This window comes from Candidatus Dadabacteria bacterium (assembly GCA_009837205.1).
Classification (GTDB): Bacteria; Desulfobacterota_D; UBA1144; order Nemesobacterales; family Nemesobacteraceae; genus Nemesobacter.
The window spans coordinates 17,794-34,465 of the sequence record VXTZ01000025.1 but is presented as its reverse complement, the minus strand read 5'-3'; the positions used below and the strand labels follow the sequence as shown (position 1 = coordinate 34,465).

Annotated in this window: 15 protein-coding genes; 12 read left to right on the top strand and 3 right to left on the bottom strand. The window is 49.0% G+C overall.

Annotation, left to right across the window (positions count from 1 at the left end):
• The first annotated feature begins 38 nt into the window (after positions 1 to 38).
• The 3 genes from ispG (at position 39) to F4Z13_05860 (ending at position 3,401) form a co-directional block, all read left to right on the top strand.
• Positions 39 to 1,097, top strand: a complete 1,059-nt coding sequence (gene ispG / locus F4Z13_05870; protein MXZ48759.1) for a flavodoxin-dependent (E)-4-hydroxy-3-methylbut-2-enyl-diphosphate synthase — start codon at positions 39 to 41, stop codon at positions 1,095 to 1,097.
• 68 nt (positions 1,098 to 1,165) lie between these two features.
• A complete protein-coding gene (locus F4Z13_05865) occupies positions 1,166 to 2,899 on the top strand; it encodes a proline--tRNA ligase (GenBank protein MXZ48758.1) in 1,734 nt (577 codons plus the stop codon).
• Between the two features lie 151 nt (positions 2,900 to 3,050).
• Entirely contained in the window at positions 3,051 to 3,401 is a 351-nt protein-coding gene (locus tag F4Z13_05860) for an STAS domain-containing protein (protein ID MXZ48757.1), read from the top strand.
• A 14-nt stretch (positions 3,402 to 3,415) separates the two neighbouring features.
• Here F4Z13_05860 and clpB read toward each other — a convergent pair whose 3' ends face one another.
• On the bottom strand, positions 3,416 to 6,004 hold the full coding sequence (gene clpB, locus F4Z13_05855; GenBank protein MXZ48756.1) for an ATP-dependent chaperone ClpB: 2,589 nt from the start codon (positions 6,002 to 6,004) through the stop codon (positions 3,416 to 3,418).
• A 189-nt stretch (positions 6,005 to 6,193) separates the two neighbouring features.
• A complete protein-coding gene (locus F4Z13_05850; GenBank protein ID MXZ48755.1) occupies positions 6,194 to 7,348 on the bottom strand; it encodes a thiolase family protein in 1,155 nt (384 codons plus the stop codon).
• A gap of 188 nt (positions 7,349 to 7,536) precedes the next feature.
• Here F4Z13_05850 and F4Z13_05845 point away from each other — a divergent pair, with 188 nt between their 5' ends.
• Together F4Z13_05845 and F4Z13_05840 are read left to right on the top strand one after the other, a co-directional pair.
• Positions 7,537 to 8,553: a nitroreductase family protein gene (locus tag F4Z13_05845; protein MXZ48754.1), complete on the top strand. Its 1,017-nt coding sequence runs from the start codon at positions 7,537 to 7,539 to the stop codon at positions 8,551 to 8,553.
• A 33-nt stretch (positions 8,554 to 8,586) separates the two neighbouring features.
• Positions 8,587 to 8,778 (top strand): hypothetical protein, encoded by a 192-nt coding sequence (locus tag F4Z13_05840; protein ID MXZ48753.1) that lies wholly within the window; start codon positions 8,587 to 8,589, stop codon positions 8,776 to 8,778.
• A 101-nt stretch (positions 8,779 to 8,879) separates the two neighbouring features.
• Here F4Z13_05840 and hflX read toward each other — a convergent pair whose 3' ends face one another.
• The gene (gene hflX / locus F4Z13_05835) at positions 8,880 to 10,619 is read right to left on the bottom strand and encodes a GTPase HflX (protein ID MXZ48752.1); all 1,740 of its coding nucleotides are present in this window, start codon (positions 10,617 to 10,619) and stop codon (positions 8,880 to 8,882) included.
• A gap of 151 nt (positions 10,620 to 10,770) precedes the next feature.
• Between hflX and F4Z13_05830 the strand changes: the two genes are divergently transcribed.
• From F4Z13_05830 to F4Z13_05800, 7 genes are all read left to right on the top strand, one after another.
• On the top strand, positions 10,771 to 11,244 hold the full coding sequence (locus tag F4Z13_05830) for a hypothetical protein (GenBank protein MXZ48751.1): 474 nt from the start codon (positions 10,771 to 10,773) through the stop codon (positions 11,242 to 11,244).
• Positions 11,245 to 11,440: 196 nt separating this feature from the next.
• The gene (locus tag F4Z13_05825) at positions 11,441 to 12,337 is read left to right on the top strand and encodes a radical SAM protein (protein MXZ48750.1); all 897 of its coding nucleotides are present in this window, start codon (positions 11,441 to 11,443) and stop codon (positions 12,335 to 12,337) included.
• Between the two features lie 21 nt (positions 12,338 to 12,358).
• A complete protein-coding gene (locus F4Z13_05820; protein MXZ48749.1) occupies positions 12,359 to 13,294 on the top strand; it encodes an LLM class flavin-dependent oxidoreductase in 936 nt (311 codons plus the stop codon).
• Between the two features lie 179 nt (positions 13,295 to 13,473).
• The gene (locus F4Z13_05815) at positions 13,474 to 15,060 is read left to right on the top strand and encodes an NADH-quinone oxidoreductase subunit M (protein MXZ48748.1); all 1,587 of its coding nucleotides are present in this window, start codon (positions 13,474 to 13,476) and stop codon (positions 15,058 to 15,060) included.
• Positions 15,061 to 15,110: 50 nt separating this feature from the next.
• On the top strand, positions 15,111 to 15,533 hold the full coding sequence (locus tag F4Z13_05810) for a 6-carboxytetrahydropterin synthase (protein ID MXZ48747.1): 423 nt from the start codon (positions 15,111 to 15,113) through the stop codon (positions 15,531 to 15,533).
• Entirely contained in the window at positions 15,527 to 15,958 is a 432-nt protein-coding gene (locus F4Z13_05805; protein ID MXZ48746.1) for a 6-carboxytetrahydropterin synthase, read from the top strand. The genes F4Z13_05810 and F4Z13_05805 overlap by 7 nt, the downstream gene beginning before the upstream one ends.
• Positions 15,951 to 16,655: an SDR family NAD(P)-dependent oxidoreductase gene (locus F4Z13_05800; GenBank protein ID MXZ48745.1), complete on the top strand. Its 705-nt coding sequence runs from the start codon at positions 15,951 to 15,953 to the stop codon at positions 16,653 to 16,655. Before F4Z13_05805 ends, F4Z13_05800 begins: the two co-directional genes overlap by 8 nt.
• The last annotated feature ends 17 nt before the right edge of the window (positions 16,656 to 16,672 follow it).

Below are 16,672 nucleotides of genomic sequence, written 5' to 3'. Positions count from 1 at the left end.
ACACTATAATAACTATTCAATAGCATTTTCCGCAAGTTATGAGGCAATCCCGGCAGATATCAATCGGCGACGTAAAAATAGGCGGGGGAGCTCCCGTTTCGGTTCAGTCAATGACTATTACCGATACGAGAGACGTTGCGTCAACGGTTTCCCAGATAAAAAGACTTGAGAAAGCGGGTTGTGACATCGTCAGGGTCGCCGTTCCCGACATGGATGCCGCAAAGGCTCTGGGAGCGATAAGAAAAGAGATAAGAATTCCCCTTGTCTCAGACATACACTTTGATTACAGACTGGCCCTTGAATCAATAAGACAGGGAGTCGACGGGATGAGAATAAATCCCGGAAACATCGGCGCCAGGTACAGAATAAAGGCCGTGGTTGACGCCTGCAAGGAAAGAAGAGTTCCCATAAGAATAGGCGTGAATTCAGGCTCTCTTGAAAAAGACATACTCAAAAAGCACAAACACCCAACGGCCGAGGCCTTGGTTGAGAGCGCAATGAGGCATGTCGGCATACTCGAGGACCTTGATTTTCTCGACATAAAGATTTCAGTCAAGTCCACCGACGTGAGGAAAATGATTACCGCATACAGAATGCTCGCGGACAAGACCGAATATCCGCTCCATCTCGGAGTTACCGAGGCGGGGACCCCGGGAATGGGGACGGTGAAATCCGCCATAGGAATAGGAGCGCTTCTGGCTGAAGGGATAGGTGACACGATAAGGGTGTCCTTAACAGGTGACCCGGTGGAGGAGATAGTTGTCGGAATGAACATACTGAGGTCCCTTGGAATCAGGAACAACGGAATTGAACTTATCTCGTGTCCGGGATGCGGGCGACTTGAAATAGATCTTGAGAAGCTGGTTTCTGAAGTTGAGCAAGGTGTTTCCGGTTTTAACCTTCCAAGACCGGTTAAAGTCGCCATACTGGGTTGCGTTGTTAACGGGCCGGGCGAGGCCGCGGAAGCCGATATAGGGATAGCGGGGGGAAGGGGCAAGGGAATGCTTTATCGGGACGGAAAACTGATAAAATCTTTCAGAGAAGCCGATTTGGTCGGGGAGCTTGTCAAGGAAATAGAGAGAAATTACGTTAACTGAACTGAAAACCCCGCAAACACAAAATTGTTTTCCAGCTGAGTTCAAATCACTTTAAAGGAGAAAAACGAATGAGGTTTTCTTCCTATTTCATACCCACGGTCAAGGAAGATCCTTCGGATGCCGAGATCGTAAGTCACAAGCTTATGGTAAGAGCAGGCATGATAAGAAAGCTTGCGGCCGGGATCTACAACTACCTTCCTTTGGGACTCAGGTCCATAAGAAAAGTCGAAAACATAGTGCGGGAAGAAATGAACAGGGCAGGAGCCATAGAACTCCTCATGCCCGCAGTGCTTCCGGCTGAACCTTGGATCGAAAGCGCCAGATGGGATTACTACGGAAAGGAGCTGCTTCGCTTCAAGGACCGAGCCGAGCGGGATTTCTGTCTAGGGCCCACGCACGAGGAAATAATAACGGACATAGTCAGGAAGGAGATTCGTTCCTACAAACAGCTTCCCGTTAATTTTTACCAGATACAGACGAAATTCAGGGATGAAATCCGTCCCCGCTTTGGGGTTATGAGGGCACGTGAATTCATAATGAAAGATGCCTACAGCTTCGACGTTTCGGATGAGGGAGCGGATCGTTCCTACCAGGCAATGTACGACGCTTATGTACGTATATTTGAAAGATGCGGGCTCGCGTTCAGCGTGGTTGCCGCCGATTCAGGAAACATCGGCGGAAGTTTCTCACATGAGTTCATGGTGACTGCCGACACCGGGGAAGACGTAATAATGAGTTCCACGGAGGCAGATTACGCCGCCAATCTGGAACTCGCAAAAATTGGCATCTCAGAAGACGAAAGGGAAGGGGCAAGAACAACCTCCGGACTTGAAGAGGTCTCCGAGGTCCATACCCCGGGCCTTAAGACGGTTGAGGATGTGGCGCAGCTTTTAAAAGTCGGTCCGGAAAAACTGATAAAGACTCTTATAGTGCATACCGAAACAGAACCGGCCGTTGCGCTCGTAAGGGGAGACGCAGAGCTCAGTCTAACCAAGCTTCGAAATTTTCTCGGATGTGACGTTGCAGAACTTGCTGATCCGCAGACAATTCTGGAAGTTTCAGGAGGGCCGCTCGGATTCAGCGGACCCGTGGGACTTAAGAGAAAGAACGTGAGGGTGATTGCGGACAAATCCGTTCGCAATATGAAAAACGCCGTAACGGGAGCCAACAAAGGCGACTATCACATAACCGGCGTTAACCCCGGGCGGGACTTTGAAGCCGACTCCTATGCGGACATAAGGGTGGCAAGGGAAGGGGACCCGTGCCCGGTTTCTGAAAACGGAGTTCTGAAGGCGTCAAGAGGCATCGAAGTCGGTCATGTTTTTAAGCTGGGAACCAAGTACAGCGAAGCCATGGGAGCCACCTACGTAGATGAGAACGGAGTGGAAAAACCGCTTGTTATGGGTTGTTACGGAATCGGGATAGGAAGGACGGTAGCAGCAGCGATAGAACAGAATAACGATGAGTACGGAATAAAATTTCCCGTCCCCATAGCTCCGTTTGAAGTTTCCGTGCTTCCGATAAACATGAAACAGCAGGATGTGAGGGACGTAGCGGAAAAAGTATATTCAGCGCTTCTCCACGATGGAGTAGATGTTCTTATTGATGACAGAGCGGAGACCGCTGGTGTGAAATTCAAAGACTCGGATCTGCTCGGAATCCCGATTCAGGTCACTATCGGGCAAAGAAGCCTGAAAGAGGGCAAGGTGGAGATAAAGAATAGAAACTCCGGTGAGAGAATAAGCATTATGGTAGAAGAAGTCTCAGGAGAAATTGCTGCTCTTTTAGCTGAACAGAGATAAGAAGAAGAACCCCGGGACGGAAATTTTCGGGTTTATATGCTTCACCGCCCAAAAGTGTGATAAGATGTGAGCATGGGCTTAATGAATTTTCCCTGTAGAGCAAATTCAAGATAATACTGCAGCGTCTGAATAGTATAGAGAAGCACTTAAAATGAGCCACTCAGAAGTTAAAATCGAGGTCGATCAGCTCAAAGGAGCTCTGATAATAAGCATATCCGGCGAGATCAAAGGCCTGAGTGGACGGGAATTTCACAACGCGATATTCCAGGAAATCCAGGGGCAGGAAGTCCCTATAGTTCTGGACCTCAAAGGGCTGACCTACATCAACAGCACGGGACTGCGCTCGATCCTGCTTGTCGCCAAAAGGCAGCAGGACATCAAATCGAAATTCGCGGTGTGCTCCCTGTCCAAACCTATGAGAGAAATATTCGAGATCACGTGCTTTGACCGGATCATGTCGGTGCTTCATTCCCGCTCCGAAGCCATAGAAGCGGTAACTTAAAAGTCCGCCAACACTTAGTTGCTTCTTCCGAAGGTGAAGTTTCCTTCTTTGTCCAGATCCACTTTTACCGTGACCGAACCCTTGAAATTTCCTTTCAATATCTCGTTTGCAAGCGGGTCCTGTATATATTTCTGTACGGCGCGTTTAAGGGGCCTTGCCCCGAAAACGGGATCGTAACCAATATCAACCAGTCTTGTAACGGCTTTCTCGGAGAGTTCTATGGCGAGATTTTTCTCTGCAAGCCTCTCTCTCAGGTACCCAATCTGGATCTCGGCTATCTCAATGAGGTCTGTTCTTGTTAGGGCGCTGAATATGACAACTTCGTCAATTCTGTTTAGAAACTCGGGACGAAAATAATTTCTGAGCATCTCGTTTATCTTATTTTCCATTTCCTCGCTGTCTCCTGACGACTCCTGTATGTGCTGGCTCCCCAGGTTTGAGGTCATTATTATTACGGTGTTGCGGAAATCAACGGTTCTTCCCTGTCCGTCGGTGAGTCTTCCGTCGTCAAGAATCTGAAGAAGCAGGTTAAACACATCGGAGTGCGCTTTTTCTATTTCGTCAAAAAGCACCACGGAGTAGGGTCGTCTCCTCACGGTTTCCGAGAGCTGTCCTCCTTCCTCGTATCCGACATATCCGGGAGGGGCTCCGATCAGTCTTGATACCGAGTGCTTCTCCATATACTCGCTCATGTCAATCCGTACGATCGCGTCTTCATCATCAAACATGAATTCGGCAAGTGATCTGGCAAGTTCGGTCTTCCCGACCCCCGTGGGCCCGAGAAACATGAACGAGCTTATCGGCCTTTTCGGATCGGAGAGCCCGGCCCTTGACCTGCGAAGCGCATTTGAGACCAGTCTTATGGGCTCCGGCTGTCCCACCACCCGCTTCGAGAGTCTTTCTTCCATGTGAACGAGTTTCTCGACCTCCTCTTCAACCAGGCTTGATACTGGTATTCCCGTCCATTTCGACACAACCGCGGCTATATCCTCGGCACTCACTTCCTCGCGAAGCATTTTCCTCTGGCTCTGTATTTCGGAGAGCTCCACACCGAGGTTCTCCATATCCTTTTCAAGCTCCGGGATTCTGCCGTAAAGAAATTCCGATGCGCGGGAGAGATCTCCCTCTCTCTGTGCTCTCTCCGCATCCATTCTTCCGGTTTCTATTTCCTCCTTGGTCTTTCTTATCCTCGATATGCAGTCTTTTTCTTTCTGCCAGTGCGCTTCAAGTATCTCCGCTTCCTCTTTCAGTCCTGAGAGATCTTTTTCAATCTCTTTAACCTTTCCCAGAAGTTCAGGATCTTGCTCTTTTCTGAATCCCTCCCTTTCTATCTCAAGGCGCATTATCTTCCTTTTTATCTCGTCTATATCCGTCGGCACAGAGTCAATTTCCATTTTGAGCCGCGCCGAAGCCTCGTCCATCAGGTCAACGGCCTTGTCAGGCAGAAACCGCCCGGAGATATACCTGTTTGAAAGCTGGGAGGCGGCAACAAGGGCTTCGTCCTTAATTTTTACCCCGTGGTGAACCTCGTACTTTTCCTTAAGACCCCTTAGGATCGATACGGTTTCCTCAACGGAGGGTTCATCGACGTAGACCTGCTGAAACCTCCGCTCAAGGGCTGCGTCCTTTTCTATCTGATTTCTGTATTCATCAAGAGTGGTCGCACCTATACAGTGAAGTTCTCCACGCGCAAGGGCCGGCTTTAGCATGTTTGACGCGTCCATCGCCCCATCGGCTGCTCCGGCTCCAACTACGGTGTGTATCTCGTCTATGAAAAGAATTATCTCCCCTTGGGATTCCGTGACTTCCTTCAGTACAGCCTTGAGTCTCTCCTCGAACTGTCCCCTGTACTTTGCTCCTGCAAGCAGGGATCCCAGATCTAGGGAAATCAATTTTTTGTCCTTAAGTCCCTCGGGAACATCGGAGTCAACTATACGCTGGGCGAGCCCTTCGACTATGGCGGTTTTCCCCACTCCGGGTTCCCCTATGAGTACAGGGTTGTTCTTCGTTCTTCGAAGGAGCACCCGTATCACGTTCCTTATCTCGTCATCCCTTCCTATTACCGGGTCTACCTTCCCGCTTCGGGCAAGTTCGGTGAAGTCCTTTCCGTACTGGCGAAGCGGTTCCATGGTGTCTTCAGGATTCTGCGTGTTCACTGTCTGGTTACCTCTCAGTTCTTTCAGTACTCTTAAGATCCCTTCCTTAGTCATCCCTGATTCTGAAAATCCGGTTCCCAGAGCCCCGGAGGCGTGAGAAACAACTCCAATCAGAAGATGTTCAGTGCTCACGTACGCGTCTCCAAGATGGTGCGCTTCCTTGTCGGCCGACCGGATGGCAGAATCAAGTTCCCTGCTCATGTATATCTGGTCAGATGCCCCTTTTACCTTGGGAAGCTTGGATATCTGCTCGGCGGCCGTCCGCGCAAGTTCCCGGGGGTCGGATTCCAGTCGCTCCAGAATCTTGGTCGGCATCCCGGGCTGACTTACAAGGGCCGCGAACAGATGGGGCAGGTCAATCACCTGATTTCCGCCGTCGCTAGCCGCGTTTTGTGCCTCCAGAATGGCTTCCTGAGCCTTCAATGTGAATTTTTCAGGTGAAATCATCTCAGACACAAAATAATTCTTCTTTGTGCGGAATCAAGGAATTGCCCGAAATTGAAAACGGGCGGGGAAAGGGAGCAAGAAAAGATCGCGCAATAGCCCTCTGAGTGCGGTTAAAACACCGCACGCACAGATTGGCTGCACAGAAAAAAACGGTGAATTGCAAGGAACGCTGATTAAAGCGTATCTGCTTTATTTCCCGAGGATGCTCACGACGCAGGTAATTCCGTCCATGGCGGGCTGGGCGCCTCCCATGGTCTCGATGATGCCGACTTTTGCATCTTTTACCTGGCGCTCCGGCTCGACTTCCTCTCTCAGCTGCCTTACGATCTCGGCAGTCTGAAGAAGTCCCGTAGCTCCGACCGGATGTCCCCGTGAAAGCAGGCCGCCACTCGGGTTAACCGCGACTTTGTCGCCTCCGACCCATGTGCTTTTTTCGTCTATGAGAGTTGCTCCCTCTCCCTTCTCGCAAAAACCGAGAGATTCGACAACCATCATTTCCGCTATTGAGAAAGCATCGTGAATTTCGGCTACGTCCATGTCTTCGGGCCCCAGTCCCGCCATCTCGTAAGCCATCTGGGAGGTTCTCCAGACGTTCTCCGAAGGATCGCAGGTAAGGCCTGTGGGGCTGCTGTATTTGCCCGACTGCGCGACGCATCCCAGGATCTTTATCGGCATCTTTTTAGCAAGCTCTCCGACATGCTCCTCGGAACACAGCACCGCGGCCGCGGCTGCGTCTCCAACGGGACAGCACATGTTACGCGTAAGCGGGTCGGCGATCACCGGCGCACCCAGCACTTCTTCCACGGTTGTAGTCTTTCTGTACTGGGCAAGAGGATTGAGCGAAGCATGGTAGCGGCTTTTTACGACGACTTCGGCCAGCTGTTCAATCGTGACCCCGTATTCGCTCATGTACTTTGAAGCTCTTATGGCGTAGAGCCCGGGCATTCCCATACCTATGGATACCTCAAGGTCATCTTCCTCGAGGGGCAGGGGACCACCGGAGAGAATTCTGCTCAGATTCTCAACGCCCAGAGCGAGCGCTATGTCGTACTGACCGTAGGCCACGGTTCTCCAGGCTTCCCACAGGGAAAGGGTTCCGCTTCCGCAGGCACCCTCCACATTTATGGTGGGCTGTCCGACAAGTCCTATATCCTTAAGCGCTCTCTGCCCGACTCCCATGCCTTGGTAGACATGGCCGCAAAAGGCGATTTCTATCTTTCGCGCGTGAATTCCCGAATCCTGTATCGCGGCCCATGCGGCTTCTCTTGCGAGAATGTGAGCCGGTTTATCGGGAAATCTTCCGCAGGCGGTGTTTCCCACTCCTATTATGTATACGTCTCTCATTAATAACTCCTCCTGCTTGCGCTATAATTTCGGCGATAAATGTATACCAAACTATCCGCATTGTAAAATTTAAGGAATTTTGATTTTTGATGATGAAATTTCTGCGATTTAGTGGTATGATGTTCGGAGATGTTATGCAGTTTCAGCTTTATTCTGAACAAAAAATACCCAGATAGGAGGTTATTAATATGAGTGATGTACCAAGTGCCAGCGAAGTTGGTAGTATCATGGACACTTTCAGTTCCATAGGAACAAGAAGGTCCATCAGGTGGTATGAGCCGCATAAGTCCGTTGAGAAATGGAAGGTTCAGGCCATGCTGGAAGCTGCCCGGCTTTCTCCTACGGCAGGCAACTTCAATGGGCAAAGAGCAATAGTTGTATACAGGGATGAAGATCCCGAAATATGGGAGTTTATATCCGACTGGAGTCAGATCACAACGCAGATGGCCCCCGTGCTTATCTTCTGGTGTTATGACATGGCCAACTACGACACAATGGGTCAGTCTATCCACGACCTTCTAAGAACTGGAGCACTCGATAAGGCGCACGGCTGGGAATATGACAGGGTATCCAGGCTGTTCCCGCTTGCCGCAATGCTTCCCGATGCGGTACTGCACCGTCTTGCTGCGATCGATCTTGGAAATGCGATACAGAACGCCTGTCTTGTTGCGACGTCCTTGGGTCTCGGGACCTGTCTTAACGGTGCCAGCGGTGGAGCCAGGAGGAACACGAAAGCAAAGTTCAATCTTCCAGACACTTACGTTTTCAGCTGGCTTATGACCGTCGGTTATCCCGCAGAAAGCATGGACGGCGGCGGAGCAAGAAGCCGGCCCCCGTTTGGAACAATGTTCTTCGAAAAGCAGGTCGGAAACGCTTTCCCGAGAGACCCCGAGGTAGTAAAGCTTCTAGAGGATCTGAACATGCTTCAGCCGGCAGGACCTCTTCCCGGAAGACTCGAGGAGATAAACAAGCTCACCAGGCGTTTCGGTCTCGGAGACGAGTGGCTTACGGACTGGCAGCTTGAAGAGTCCCAGCTTGGGGATCTTGCGGGAGACAAGAAACCTGCACCCCTCAGTGCCGATGCAGTCCAGGCTTCGGTCGCGGGCGCATCCGCTGACCCCTCGGGCTTTACCCTCAAACCGACCGTAAAGCGGGAGGAGATCCAGAAGTACAGGGAAGAAAAAGGCATTGGGGATGCCGACTAGTTCTTATCAAAAATAAACAAGGAGGTTTTGGTAATGGCAGAAATAACGTTCAATATTCCAGATCCGATTCATGACAAGATAAAGAAAAGAGCCGAGCAGACCAAGAACAGCGATGTTGGTATTATAATCGCCACTCTGGCTCTTACTTTCAACGCTGCAATTTATGACCATACAAAGTGGCTCCAGAATCTAGATGGAGTGGACGACAAGTCTAAGCCTTGGTAAGGTCACGGAAGTAAAAAACAAAAAGGGGGTGTTCGTGCGAACGGTCACTCCCTTTTTGTTTTATTGCTTTTACGAACAAGACTGCTAAAGCCCTTGGGAAACTAAAGGGAACTATGCAGCAGAGGAGGCGGGAAACTGCCTTTCAGTTCTTTTTCCAAGTTAGAATTCCGAAGTTTGGCATCCGCATCAGTTTCTTCAACGAATTTCTCTAAATAGAGAAGTAACTCTTTGAAATCTCTTCCGTTTCTGGCTGATACAAACGGAGTTTCAGGAAATGTCTCGCGAAGAGCGGCTTGTGTGTCTGCATCGGCCTGATCAACCTTATTAAACACGAGAATGCTTGGTATGTCTTCGAACTCCATGGATTCTACGATCTTAATTACCGAATCTATTTTGTCCCTGACTTCGGGATCACTCGCATCAGCTACATGAAGCAGCAGGTCGGCTTCGCCTATTTCTTCAAGCGTTGCCCTGAACGCATTTATGAGTTCCTTGGGAAGCTTGCTTATAAAGCCCACGGTGTCTGTCATGAGCACATGCTTTCCTCCGGGAAGCATGACCCTTCTTGTCGTCGGGTTAAGGGTCGAGAAGAGCTTGTCCTGGGTAACTATTGAGGATTTGGTCAGGCGGTTAAAAAGCGTGGATTTGCCGACATTCGTGTACCCGATAAAAGACAGGGTCGGGATCATTGAGGTTCTCCTGTTCTTTCTCGTGTGTTCCCTTCTTCTGCAAAGGCCGTCAATCTGCTTTTCTAGCTGTTCAATCTGTTTTCTTATGTTTCTTCTTTCCTGCTCAAGTTTTTTCTCTCCGGGACCTCTCGTGCCTATTCCACCCCCCAGCTGGGAAAAAGCCGTCCCCTTGCCTTTAAGTCTCGGCAGATTGTACTGGAATTCTGCAAGCCTTGCCTGGATTTTTCCTTCGTTTGTCTTGGCGTGTTTCGCGAATATCTGTATTATCAGCTGGCTTCGGTCCATTATATCAAGACTGGACTCTTCCCCGATAGCGTTTGCCTGGGTGGGGGTAAGTTCCGTGTCGAAAATTATGGTGTCGGCCCCAAGGTGCTTGGCGTGAAGAGCGATCTCCCTGAGTTTTCCTCTGCCGACCAGGTAACGAGGATCAACGTTCTTTCTTATCTGGACCATCTTGTCGAGCACTACTTTTTCCGCGGAAAGAGCCAGGGAATTAAGCTCCTCCAAGGATTTTTCAGCAAGGTAGCGAAACTTGGTGCTAAACCCCACAAGTATGACTCCTTCCCTGTTTTCCTTGCCCCCGTTCTTGAGAAAAGCGCTCCTTAGGGACTGTTCTATGGCGGCTATCTCTTGTTCAAGGTTAATGTTTATGCGACCTACGTCAGAAAACTTCGAGATTTCCCACTTCGCATGGTTTTCTCCGTCTGGTGGGACAAGGTTCGCATACTCAAAGCGCCCCGCTGAGCCGTTCTGACCTAAAGAGACAGAAGCTACCAGATCGAGTCTTTCATTTGCCAGGGTCGCCAGATCAGAATTCGTGAGACCAGACCCCTTGAGGTTAGTTCTTACGGCGCGAAATCCCCTGAGCCTGTATTTAGCTCTTCTCATCCTTCCAAGTAGATTTTCAAAAGGAAAATCGCAAGGTTCTCCGATGAATACGAACCTTATCTTTCCCTTACGGTCGATAAATGTCGTTATGGTTTTTCGGAGTTCCTTCGAAAAGGCTAAGAGGGTGCGCGTAAATTCAAGGGTGACCAGATGGTCTTGAGGGATTTTTCTCTTGTATATTCTGAGCAGGTTCTTCAGGTCGCTTCTGGTGAGGCCTGAGGTGTTTCCATGGATTCTGTCTATCTTTTGTCCCCCTTGAAGCATATATTATTACATCGAGCAAAGAATTTGAAGCATTTTCGGCGAAGAGTGGGAGAAAGCTTGCCGATTTGCCGATTTTTCAATGTTTAAAACGATAAGGCTCTTCATCTGTAGACCCCAGGTAGGAAGCGAAAAGTTATTAGGGTAATACACCGTGGAAACAAAAAAACAGCCATGGATTGCCGAGTTCTACGAAAAGGAGAAAGTCTCGGCCGACTCGGATAAAACATGCGGAAAAGCGGAGAAGGCCTCGGATTTTCTCTGTCGCAGCTTCGAGACCTGCGTGGAATCTTTAAACAAAGAATATGGCCGAGACGCAATCAGCGTGGTTGCTCCGCCTCGGGGCTTTATGCACGCGGTTTTTGATGCTGATGAAGAAACTCGAGGTTTTCTGCTCCTTTTCGGAACTTCAAAGCTGGTAATGGTCTTTTGCGGGGACGGAAACGCCGTTACATTTGTCGGGAGAAAAATTGATTCTGACTCCCAAAGCCAAAAGAAGAACTTAAAACTTCTCGGGGCAACTTGGGAAGAGACAGAAGACGGGGAATATCTCTTGCGGGACAGTACGGGAGTAGAAATCGAAATCCGCGAACTTGTGCTGCGGATAATCCGTTGGGGTACGGGCTAAGGAGTGAGGATGATGTGCGTCAGAAAGGCGATGACCATTATAAGCCCTATAAGCAACGGTACGCCAAGGATATAGTGAAACCCTTCTTTTTCGTGCGGTTCGAGATCAAACATTACGGCGCAAGGATAACCTATGCTTTCTGCCATTGCAAAGTTTTATTGAAGAGACTCTGAAATTTTGTTAGATTTCTACTGTAATGACTGAATATGTAACGCCTTTTTTCCGCCCTCCAAGCGAGCATAAAAGTTTCATTCTGCAGGCCACAATCGGCTGTTCCCATAACAAGTGCACCTACTGCGCCATGTACAGAAAGGAAACCCAGAAGTTCAGGGTAAGGCCTATGGGGGAAATAAAAGAAATTATTGATGCCGCGGCGCAGAGCGGGTTGCTTGAACGAAGAGTTTTCATTGCAGACGGCAACGCACTTGTACTCTCCACGGCTAAGCTGATGGAGATAATGAACTATCTCTATGAGAAAGCCCCGGATATTGAAAGGATCACCATGTACGCAAACATAGGGGACATACTCAGAAAATCAGTTGAAGACCTCACACGTCTCCGGGAAAACGGCCTCAGCATGGTCTACATAGGTTTTGAGAGCGGAGACGATGTGGTTCTTGAGAGAATAGAGAAGGGAGCGAATTTTGCCGAGACAGTTGAAGCCTCAAGAAAACTGAAAGCCTCCGGGATAATGAATTCGGTCATGGTGCTTCTCGGCATCGGCGGGAAGGACAGGAGCAGGGAACACGCTTTGGCTACCGGGAAGCTTCTTACCGAGTGTGACCCGGAATACGTCGGGGCTCTTTCTCTCCAGCTTCGTCCCGGGGCACCGATTTACCAGCAATGGCAGGAGGGTCTCTTTGAACTTCCGGACAAGTTCCAAATGATAGAGGAGCTTGAGACTATTGTTGAGAATACGGAGCTTTCCGACGGCTATTTCTACTCGAATCACATATCAAATTATCTTCCCGTCAGGGCGAAATTCCCTGAAGAAAAAAACAGAGTTCTTGAAGAGATAAAAGAAGTGTTAAAGACAAGAGACGAAGCTTTCCTTCGTCCAGATTACTACAGAGACGTGGTGAACCAGTACTGAAAAAGACTTAAGGAGGCTAGAATGGGAAAAATTGCAACGACTTCACCGGTTTGGGGATGCAGCGTAAGCGATCTCAGAGAGCTCGCGAAGATCACGGAAGAAGCAGGTTTTGACGGTATTTTCTCTCCGGAAGTACCGCCATACAACGCCATAACGAACGCTCAGGTATTCGCCGAGTGCACGGAGAGGGTAAACGTTGGAACGTGGATAGCTAACATATACATGCGTCAACCGGTAGTTGCTACCGCGACAGCGCTTACTATACAGGAAATAACGGACGGAAGAATGATTCTCGGACTCGGAGTGAGCCATAAACCCGTCAACAACAGATACGACATAGACATGGGAAACCCGATTGAGGCCATGAGAAACTATGTCGGGGAAGTGAGGGCGTTTGCCGACGGAACGTCTCCAAGGCTTTCTCTTAAAAGAAAAGTGCCCGATCTCCCGGTCCACATAGCCGGCCTTACAAAAGCTGCCGCGGAGCTTGCTGGAGAGGTTGCCGATGGCATTATGCCGTATCTTTGTCCTCCCGCCTATATAGCTACCTTAAAAGAACATGTCGCTGCGGGCGCCGCGAAAGCGGAAAGGGATCCCTCAGCTATATCAATTACAAACGGCATTCCGTCCTTTGTCTCGGATGATGGAGCCGCGGCCGTCGCCGCAGCCAAAAGAGGGCTCGGTCCATACGCCAGGTTTCCTTTTTACCAGAGACTCATAAGAAACATAGGATTCGGAGATATAATCGACCAGGTGCAGGACGGAGCAAATCCGGCCGAAGTGTTCACAGACGAACTGATAGATTCAGTAGCACTTGCCGGTACACCCGATGACTGCAAGGCAAAGCTTGAGGAGCATTTCGCAGCTGGAGTCGATCTTGCAATATTGGTTCCCGGACCAGTAGGAAAACAGAGCAATATAGAGGTAATGGAGATAACAGCTAAAGCGTATTCTTAAGTTATTCGCGGATCAGAAGAGCGGAAGATAACCAAATATTTTCCGCTCTTCTGCTTTTTCGTCATCTGTATTTCTTTCAGTAATCAATAGTTTTTTTCAGGACCTGTCGCAGGAATTTGAATTTTTTCACGTGCGCGGTTGTGAACAAAATTTTATGAAAGTATAATTACGGCGATTTTATTCTTTTTGCTTCGGTCCGCCTGAACGTGAGTCTCGATAACAACATTTTGTCCCTGCTCGTATTTTTCCCCCTTCTGGGAGCTGTCGTGCTCGCGGTTCTGCCGTATTTTCAGAAGGTTTCCGATTACCAGTTAAAGGCAGTTGCGTTTGTAATAACGCTGGTAGAATTCCTGATATCCCTTCCTCTTTTTTTCCGCTTTAACGGTTCGCTTTCCACAATGCAGTTTGAGGAGAAGATTCCTTGGCTGACAGAGCTTGGGGTGTCTTATCATCTGGGAGTCGACGGTCTCAGCCTTTTGCTTGTGCTTCTAACGACCTTCCTTTTCCCCATCACGGTCCTTTGTTCCTGGAACGCGATAAAAGGCGGATGGAGAGCATTTCTCAGCCTTACTCTTTTTCTTGAATCAGCGCTTATCGGGACCTTTGTCGCGCTCGACATGATTCTTTTCTTTATATTCTGGGAAGCGGTACTGATCCCAATGTATTTCATCATAGGAATCTGGGGGTCCTCCAGAAGAATTTACGCGGCAATAAAGTTCTTCATCTACACGGCGCTTGGAAGCGGACTTATGCTGGTTGCGATCATCTACATGTACTACGCCCACATAGACCAGTTCGGCTTTGCGTCAATGAATCTTTTCGACCTCCAAAGGACCAGTCTTGCTTTTGACGGGATACTGAGTCCCCAGGGGCTTGTGTTTCTGGCTTTTTTCCTGGCCTTCGCAATCAAGGTTCCGATGTTTCCATTTCACACCTGGCTTCCCGACGCGCACGTTGAAGCCCCCACGCCCGGGAGCGTAATACTTGCCGGCGTTCTGCTTAAGATGGGAACCTACGCAGTGATAAGATTTCTTATCCCGTTTTTCCCGGAGGCGATAGAAGCATACACAGGGGTTCTAATAGCCCTCTCCATCATCGGGATAATCTACGGAGCGATGGTGGCCTTCATGCAGACGGATCTCAAGAAGCTGGTCGCCTACTCAAGCGTAAGTCACATGGGACTTATAATGCTGGGCGTGTTCATCTACAATCTCCACGGTGTACAGGGCGGAGTCTACCAGATGATAGGTCACGGTCTCTCAACCGGTGCTCTTTTTATTCTCGTCGGAATGATATACGAAAGACGTCACACTAAAATGATTTCTGAGTTCGGTGGGCTTGCGAAGGTAATGCCGATTTACGCACTGTTTTTCATGATTGCCATGCTCTCCTCGATAGGACTTCCTCTTCTAAACGGTTTTATAGGGGAATTTCTGATTCTGCTTGGAGTGTTCGCAGAGAGTTATTTGTACGCGGCACTTGGAGCCACGGGGCTTGTACTCGGAGCCATTTACATGCTCTGGGCTTACCAGAGGGTAATGTTCGGACCTATAGTAAAGAAAATAAACACAGGGCTTAAAGACCTTAATCCCAGAGAGATAGCCCTTATGATTCCTCTTGCCGTTATGATATTCCTTATGGGTATCTACCCCCAGCCCTTTCTCTCAAAAATGGAACCCACGATAACAAGAATGATAGACGGTACGCAGCAGGAAGCTTTCCGCGCAGACGTCGCAGTACCGGAGATCCGGAAAAACAGGCCTTAGGATCATGGCCGATTCTCAGATAAAACTGGTTGCCAGATTGATCAAAATCGATGTCTTTTAAAAAGCTCATAACGAAGAAAGTCGAGTTTTCCGCTTCTCACAGGTACTGGAATAAAGACTGGAGTGAGGAGAAAAACCGCGAAATCTACGGTAAATCGAGCCTGCCGGGCGGACACGGGCATAATTTCGTGCTCGAAGTCACAGTGGAAGGAGAAATAAACCCGGAGACGGGCATGATAATCAATCTCTTTGATCTGAAGCAGATTATTTCATCGGTTCTGGCTGATTTCGACCACAAGAACCTAAACGAGGACAACCCCCGTTTTCAGGATCTTATACCGACGACGGAGAACATAGCAAGGGTCCTGTGGGAAGTGATTGAGGAAAAAATCATCGAGAGGGATGACTGTCGTCTTTACAAGGTAAGGGTGTATGAAACGGACGATCTTTTCGTCGACTACCGCAAATGCTAGAAAGAAAAGAGCAGGTACTTCTTACGAGAATATTCAGATTTTCCGCAAGCCACAGGCTTTTTATGGAAGGATTGTCTGACGAAGAGAACTTCGCCATATTTGACAAATGTGCAAATCCCGCGGGACACGGACACGACTATACGGTGGAAGTGGCAATAGGGGGAGAAATAGACGATGAAACGGGCATGCTCATAAACCGTATAGACTTTGAAAAACAGGCGGCACCCGTAATCGAAGAACTTAACTACAAGTGGATAGACAGGGATATTGATTTTTTTCAGGAGAACATATCGACTGTTGAAAATATAGGGAAATACCTGTGGCAGAAATTCACAGAAATCGTCCCGGGCAGGCTTGATAGTATAAGGGTCTGGGAGAACCCGAAAAGTTATTTTGAGTATTTCGAGGAAAAACAAGATGGCTGAGAAAGTTGTGATTGTAACCGGCGCGGCAAGAGGCATAGGAAAAGCAACCGCAATTGAATTACTCGAGGCGGGGTTTTTTACGGTACTTTGCTCAAGGAATATCCAGACCATGGCTTCTCTTGAGACTGAAATATCGTCTTTTGCCGGGAATTTCATGATTTCCTCCGTTGATATATCGGTCGAAGAGGAAGTCAGGGAATTTATCTCAAGCGTTGCTGAAAAAAAGGGGAGAATTGACGTACTGATCAATAATGCGGGCGTAGTCCACACTGGTCCAGTAGAAAAAACCAGCGCCGAACAGTGGGATGAGATGATGTCTGTAAACGCAAAAGGGGCCTTTCTCATGGTAAAACATTCACTTCCGTTTATGCCAAGAGGAGGCCATATCGTAAATATCGGTTCGAACGCTTCAAAAAAAGGCTTTCCCGGGTGGGCAGCCTACTGCGCTTCGAAGTTCGCTGTCCTAGGTTTTACCAACTCGCTTAGAGAAGAGGTAAGAGACAGAGGAATAAAGGTCTCCGCCGTCCTGCCAGGTCCGACCAAGACGGACATCTGGGATTCTCTTCCCGGAGAATGGGACAGGGCAAAGATGATGTCTCCTGAAATTACAGCGAAAACAGTCCTGTCGGTCATAAACCAGCCCCTCGAAGCGAATATAGACGAAATTGATATAGTTCCATCCACGGGTAATTTATAACTACGCGAGATCGGTTT

Bases quoted from the DNA above. Each gene is read 5' to 3' on its own strand.
- ispG (MXZ48759.1), top strand. From the start codon at position 39: ATGAGGCAATCCCGGCAGATATCAATCGGCGACGTAAAAATAGGCGGG.
- F4Z13_05865 (MXZ48758.1), top strand. From the start codon at position 1,166: ATGAGGTTTTCTTCCTATTTCATACCCACGGTCAAGGAAGATCCTTCG.
- F4Z13_05860 (MXZ48757.1), top strand. From the start codon at position 3,051: ATGAGCCACTCAGAAGTTAAAATCGAGGTCGATCAGCTCAAAGGAGCT.
- clpB (MXZ48756.1), bottom strand. From the start codon at position 6,004: ATGATTTCACCTGAAAAATTCACATTGAAGGCTCAGGAAGCCATTCTG.
- F4Z13_05850 (MXZ48755.1), bottom strand. From the start codon at position 7,348: ATGAGAGACGTATACATAATAGGAGTGGGAAACACCGCCTGCGGAAGA.
- F4Z13_05845 (MXZ48754.1), top strand. From the start codon at position 7,537: ATGAGTGATGTACCAAGTGCCAGCGAAGTTGGTAGTATCATGGACACT.
- F4Z13_05840 (MXZ48753.1), top strand. From the start codon at position 8,587: ATGGCAGAAATAACGTTCAATATTCCAGATCCGATTCATGACAAGATA.
- hflX (MXZ48752.1), bottom strand. From the start codon at position 10,619: ATGCTTCAAGGGGGACAAAAGATAGACAGAATCCATGGAAACACCTCA.
- F4Z13_05825 (MXZ48750.1), top strand. From the start codon at position 11,441: ATGACTGAATATGTAACGCCTTTTTTCCGCCCTCCAAGCGAGCATAAA.
- F4Z13_05820 (MXZ48749.1), top strand. From the start codon at position 12,359: ATGGGAAAAATTGCAACGACTTCACCGGTTTGGGGATGCAGCGTAAGC.
- F4Z13_05810 (MXZ48747.1), top strand. From the start codon at position 15,111: ATGTCTTTTAAAAAGCTCATAACGAAGAAAGTCGAGTTTTCCGCTTCT.
- F4Z13_05805 (MXZ48746.1), top strand. From the start codon at position 15,527: ATGCTAGAAAGAAAAGAGCAGGTACTTCTTACGAGAATATTCAGATTT.
- F4Z13_05800 (MXZ48745.1), top strand. From the start codon at position 15,951: ATGGCTGAGAAAGTTGTGATTGTAACCGGCGCGGCAAGAGGCATAGGA.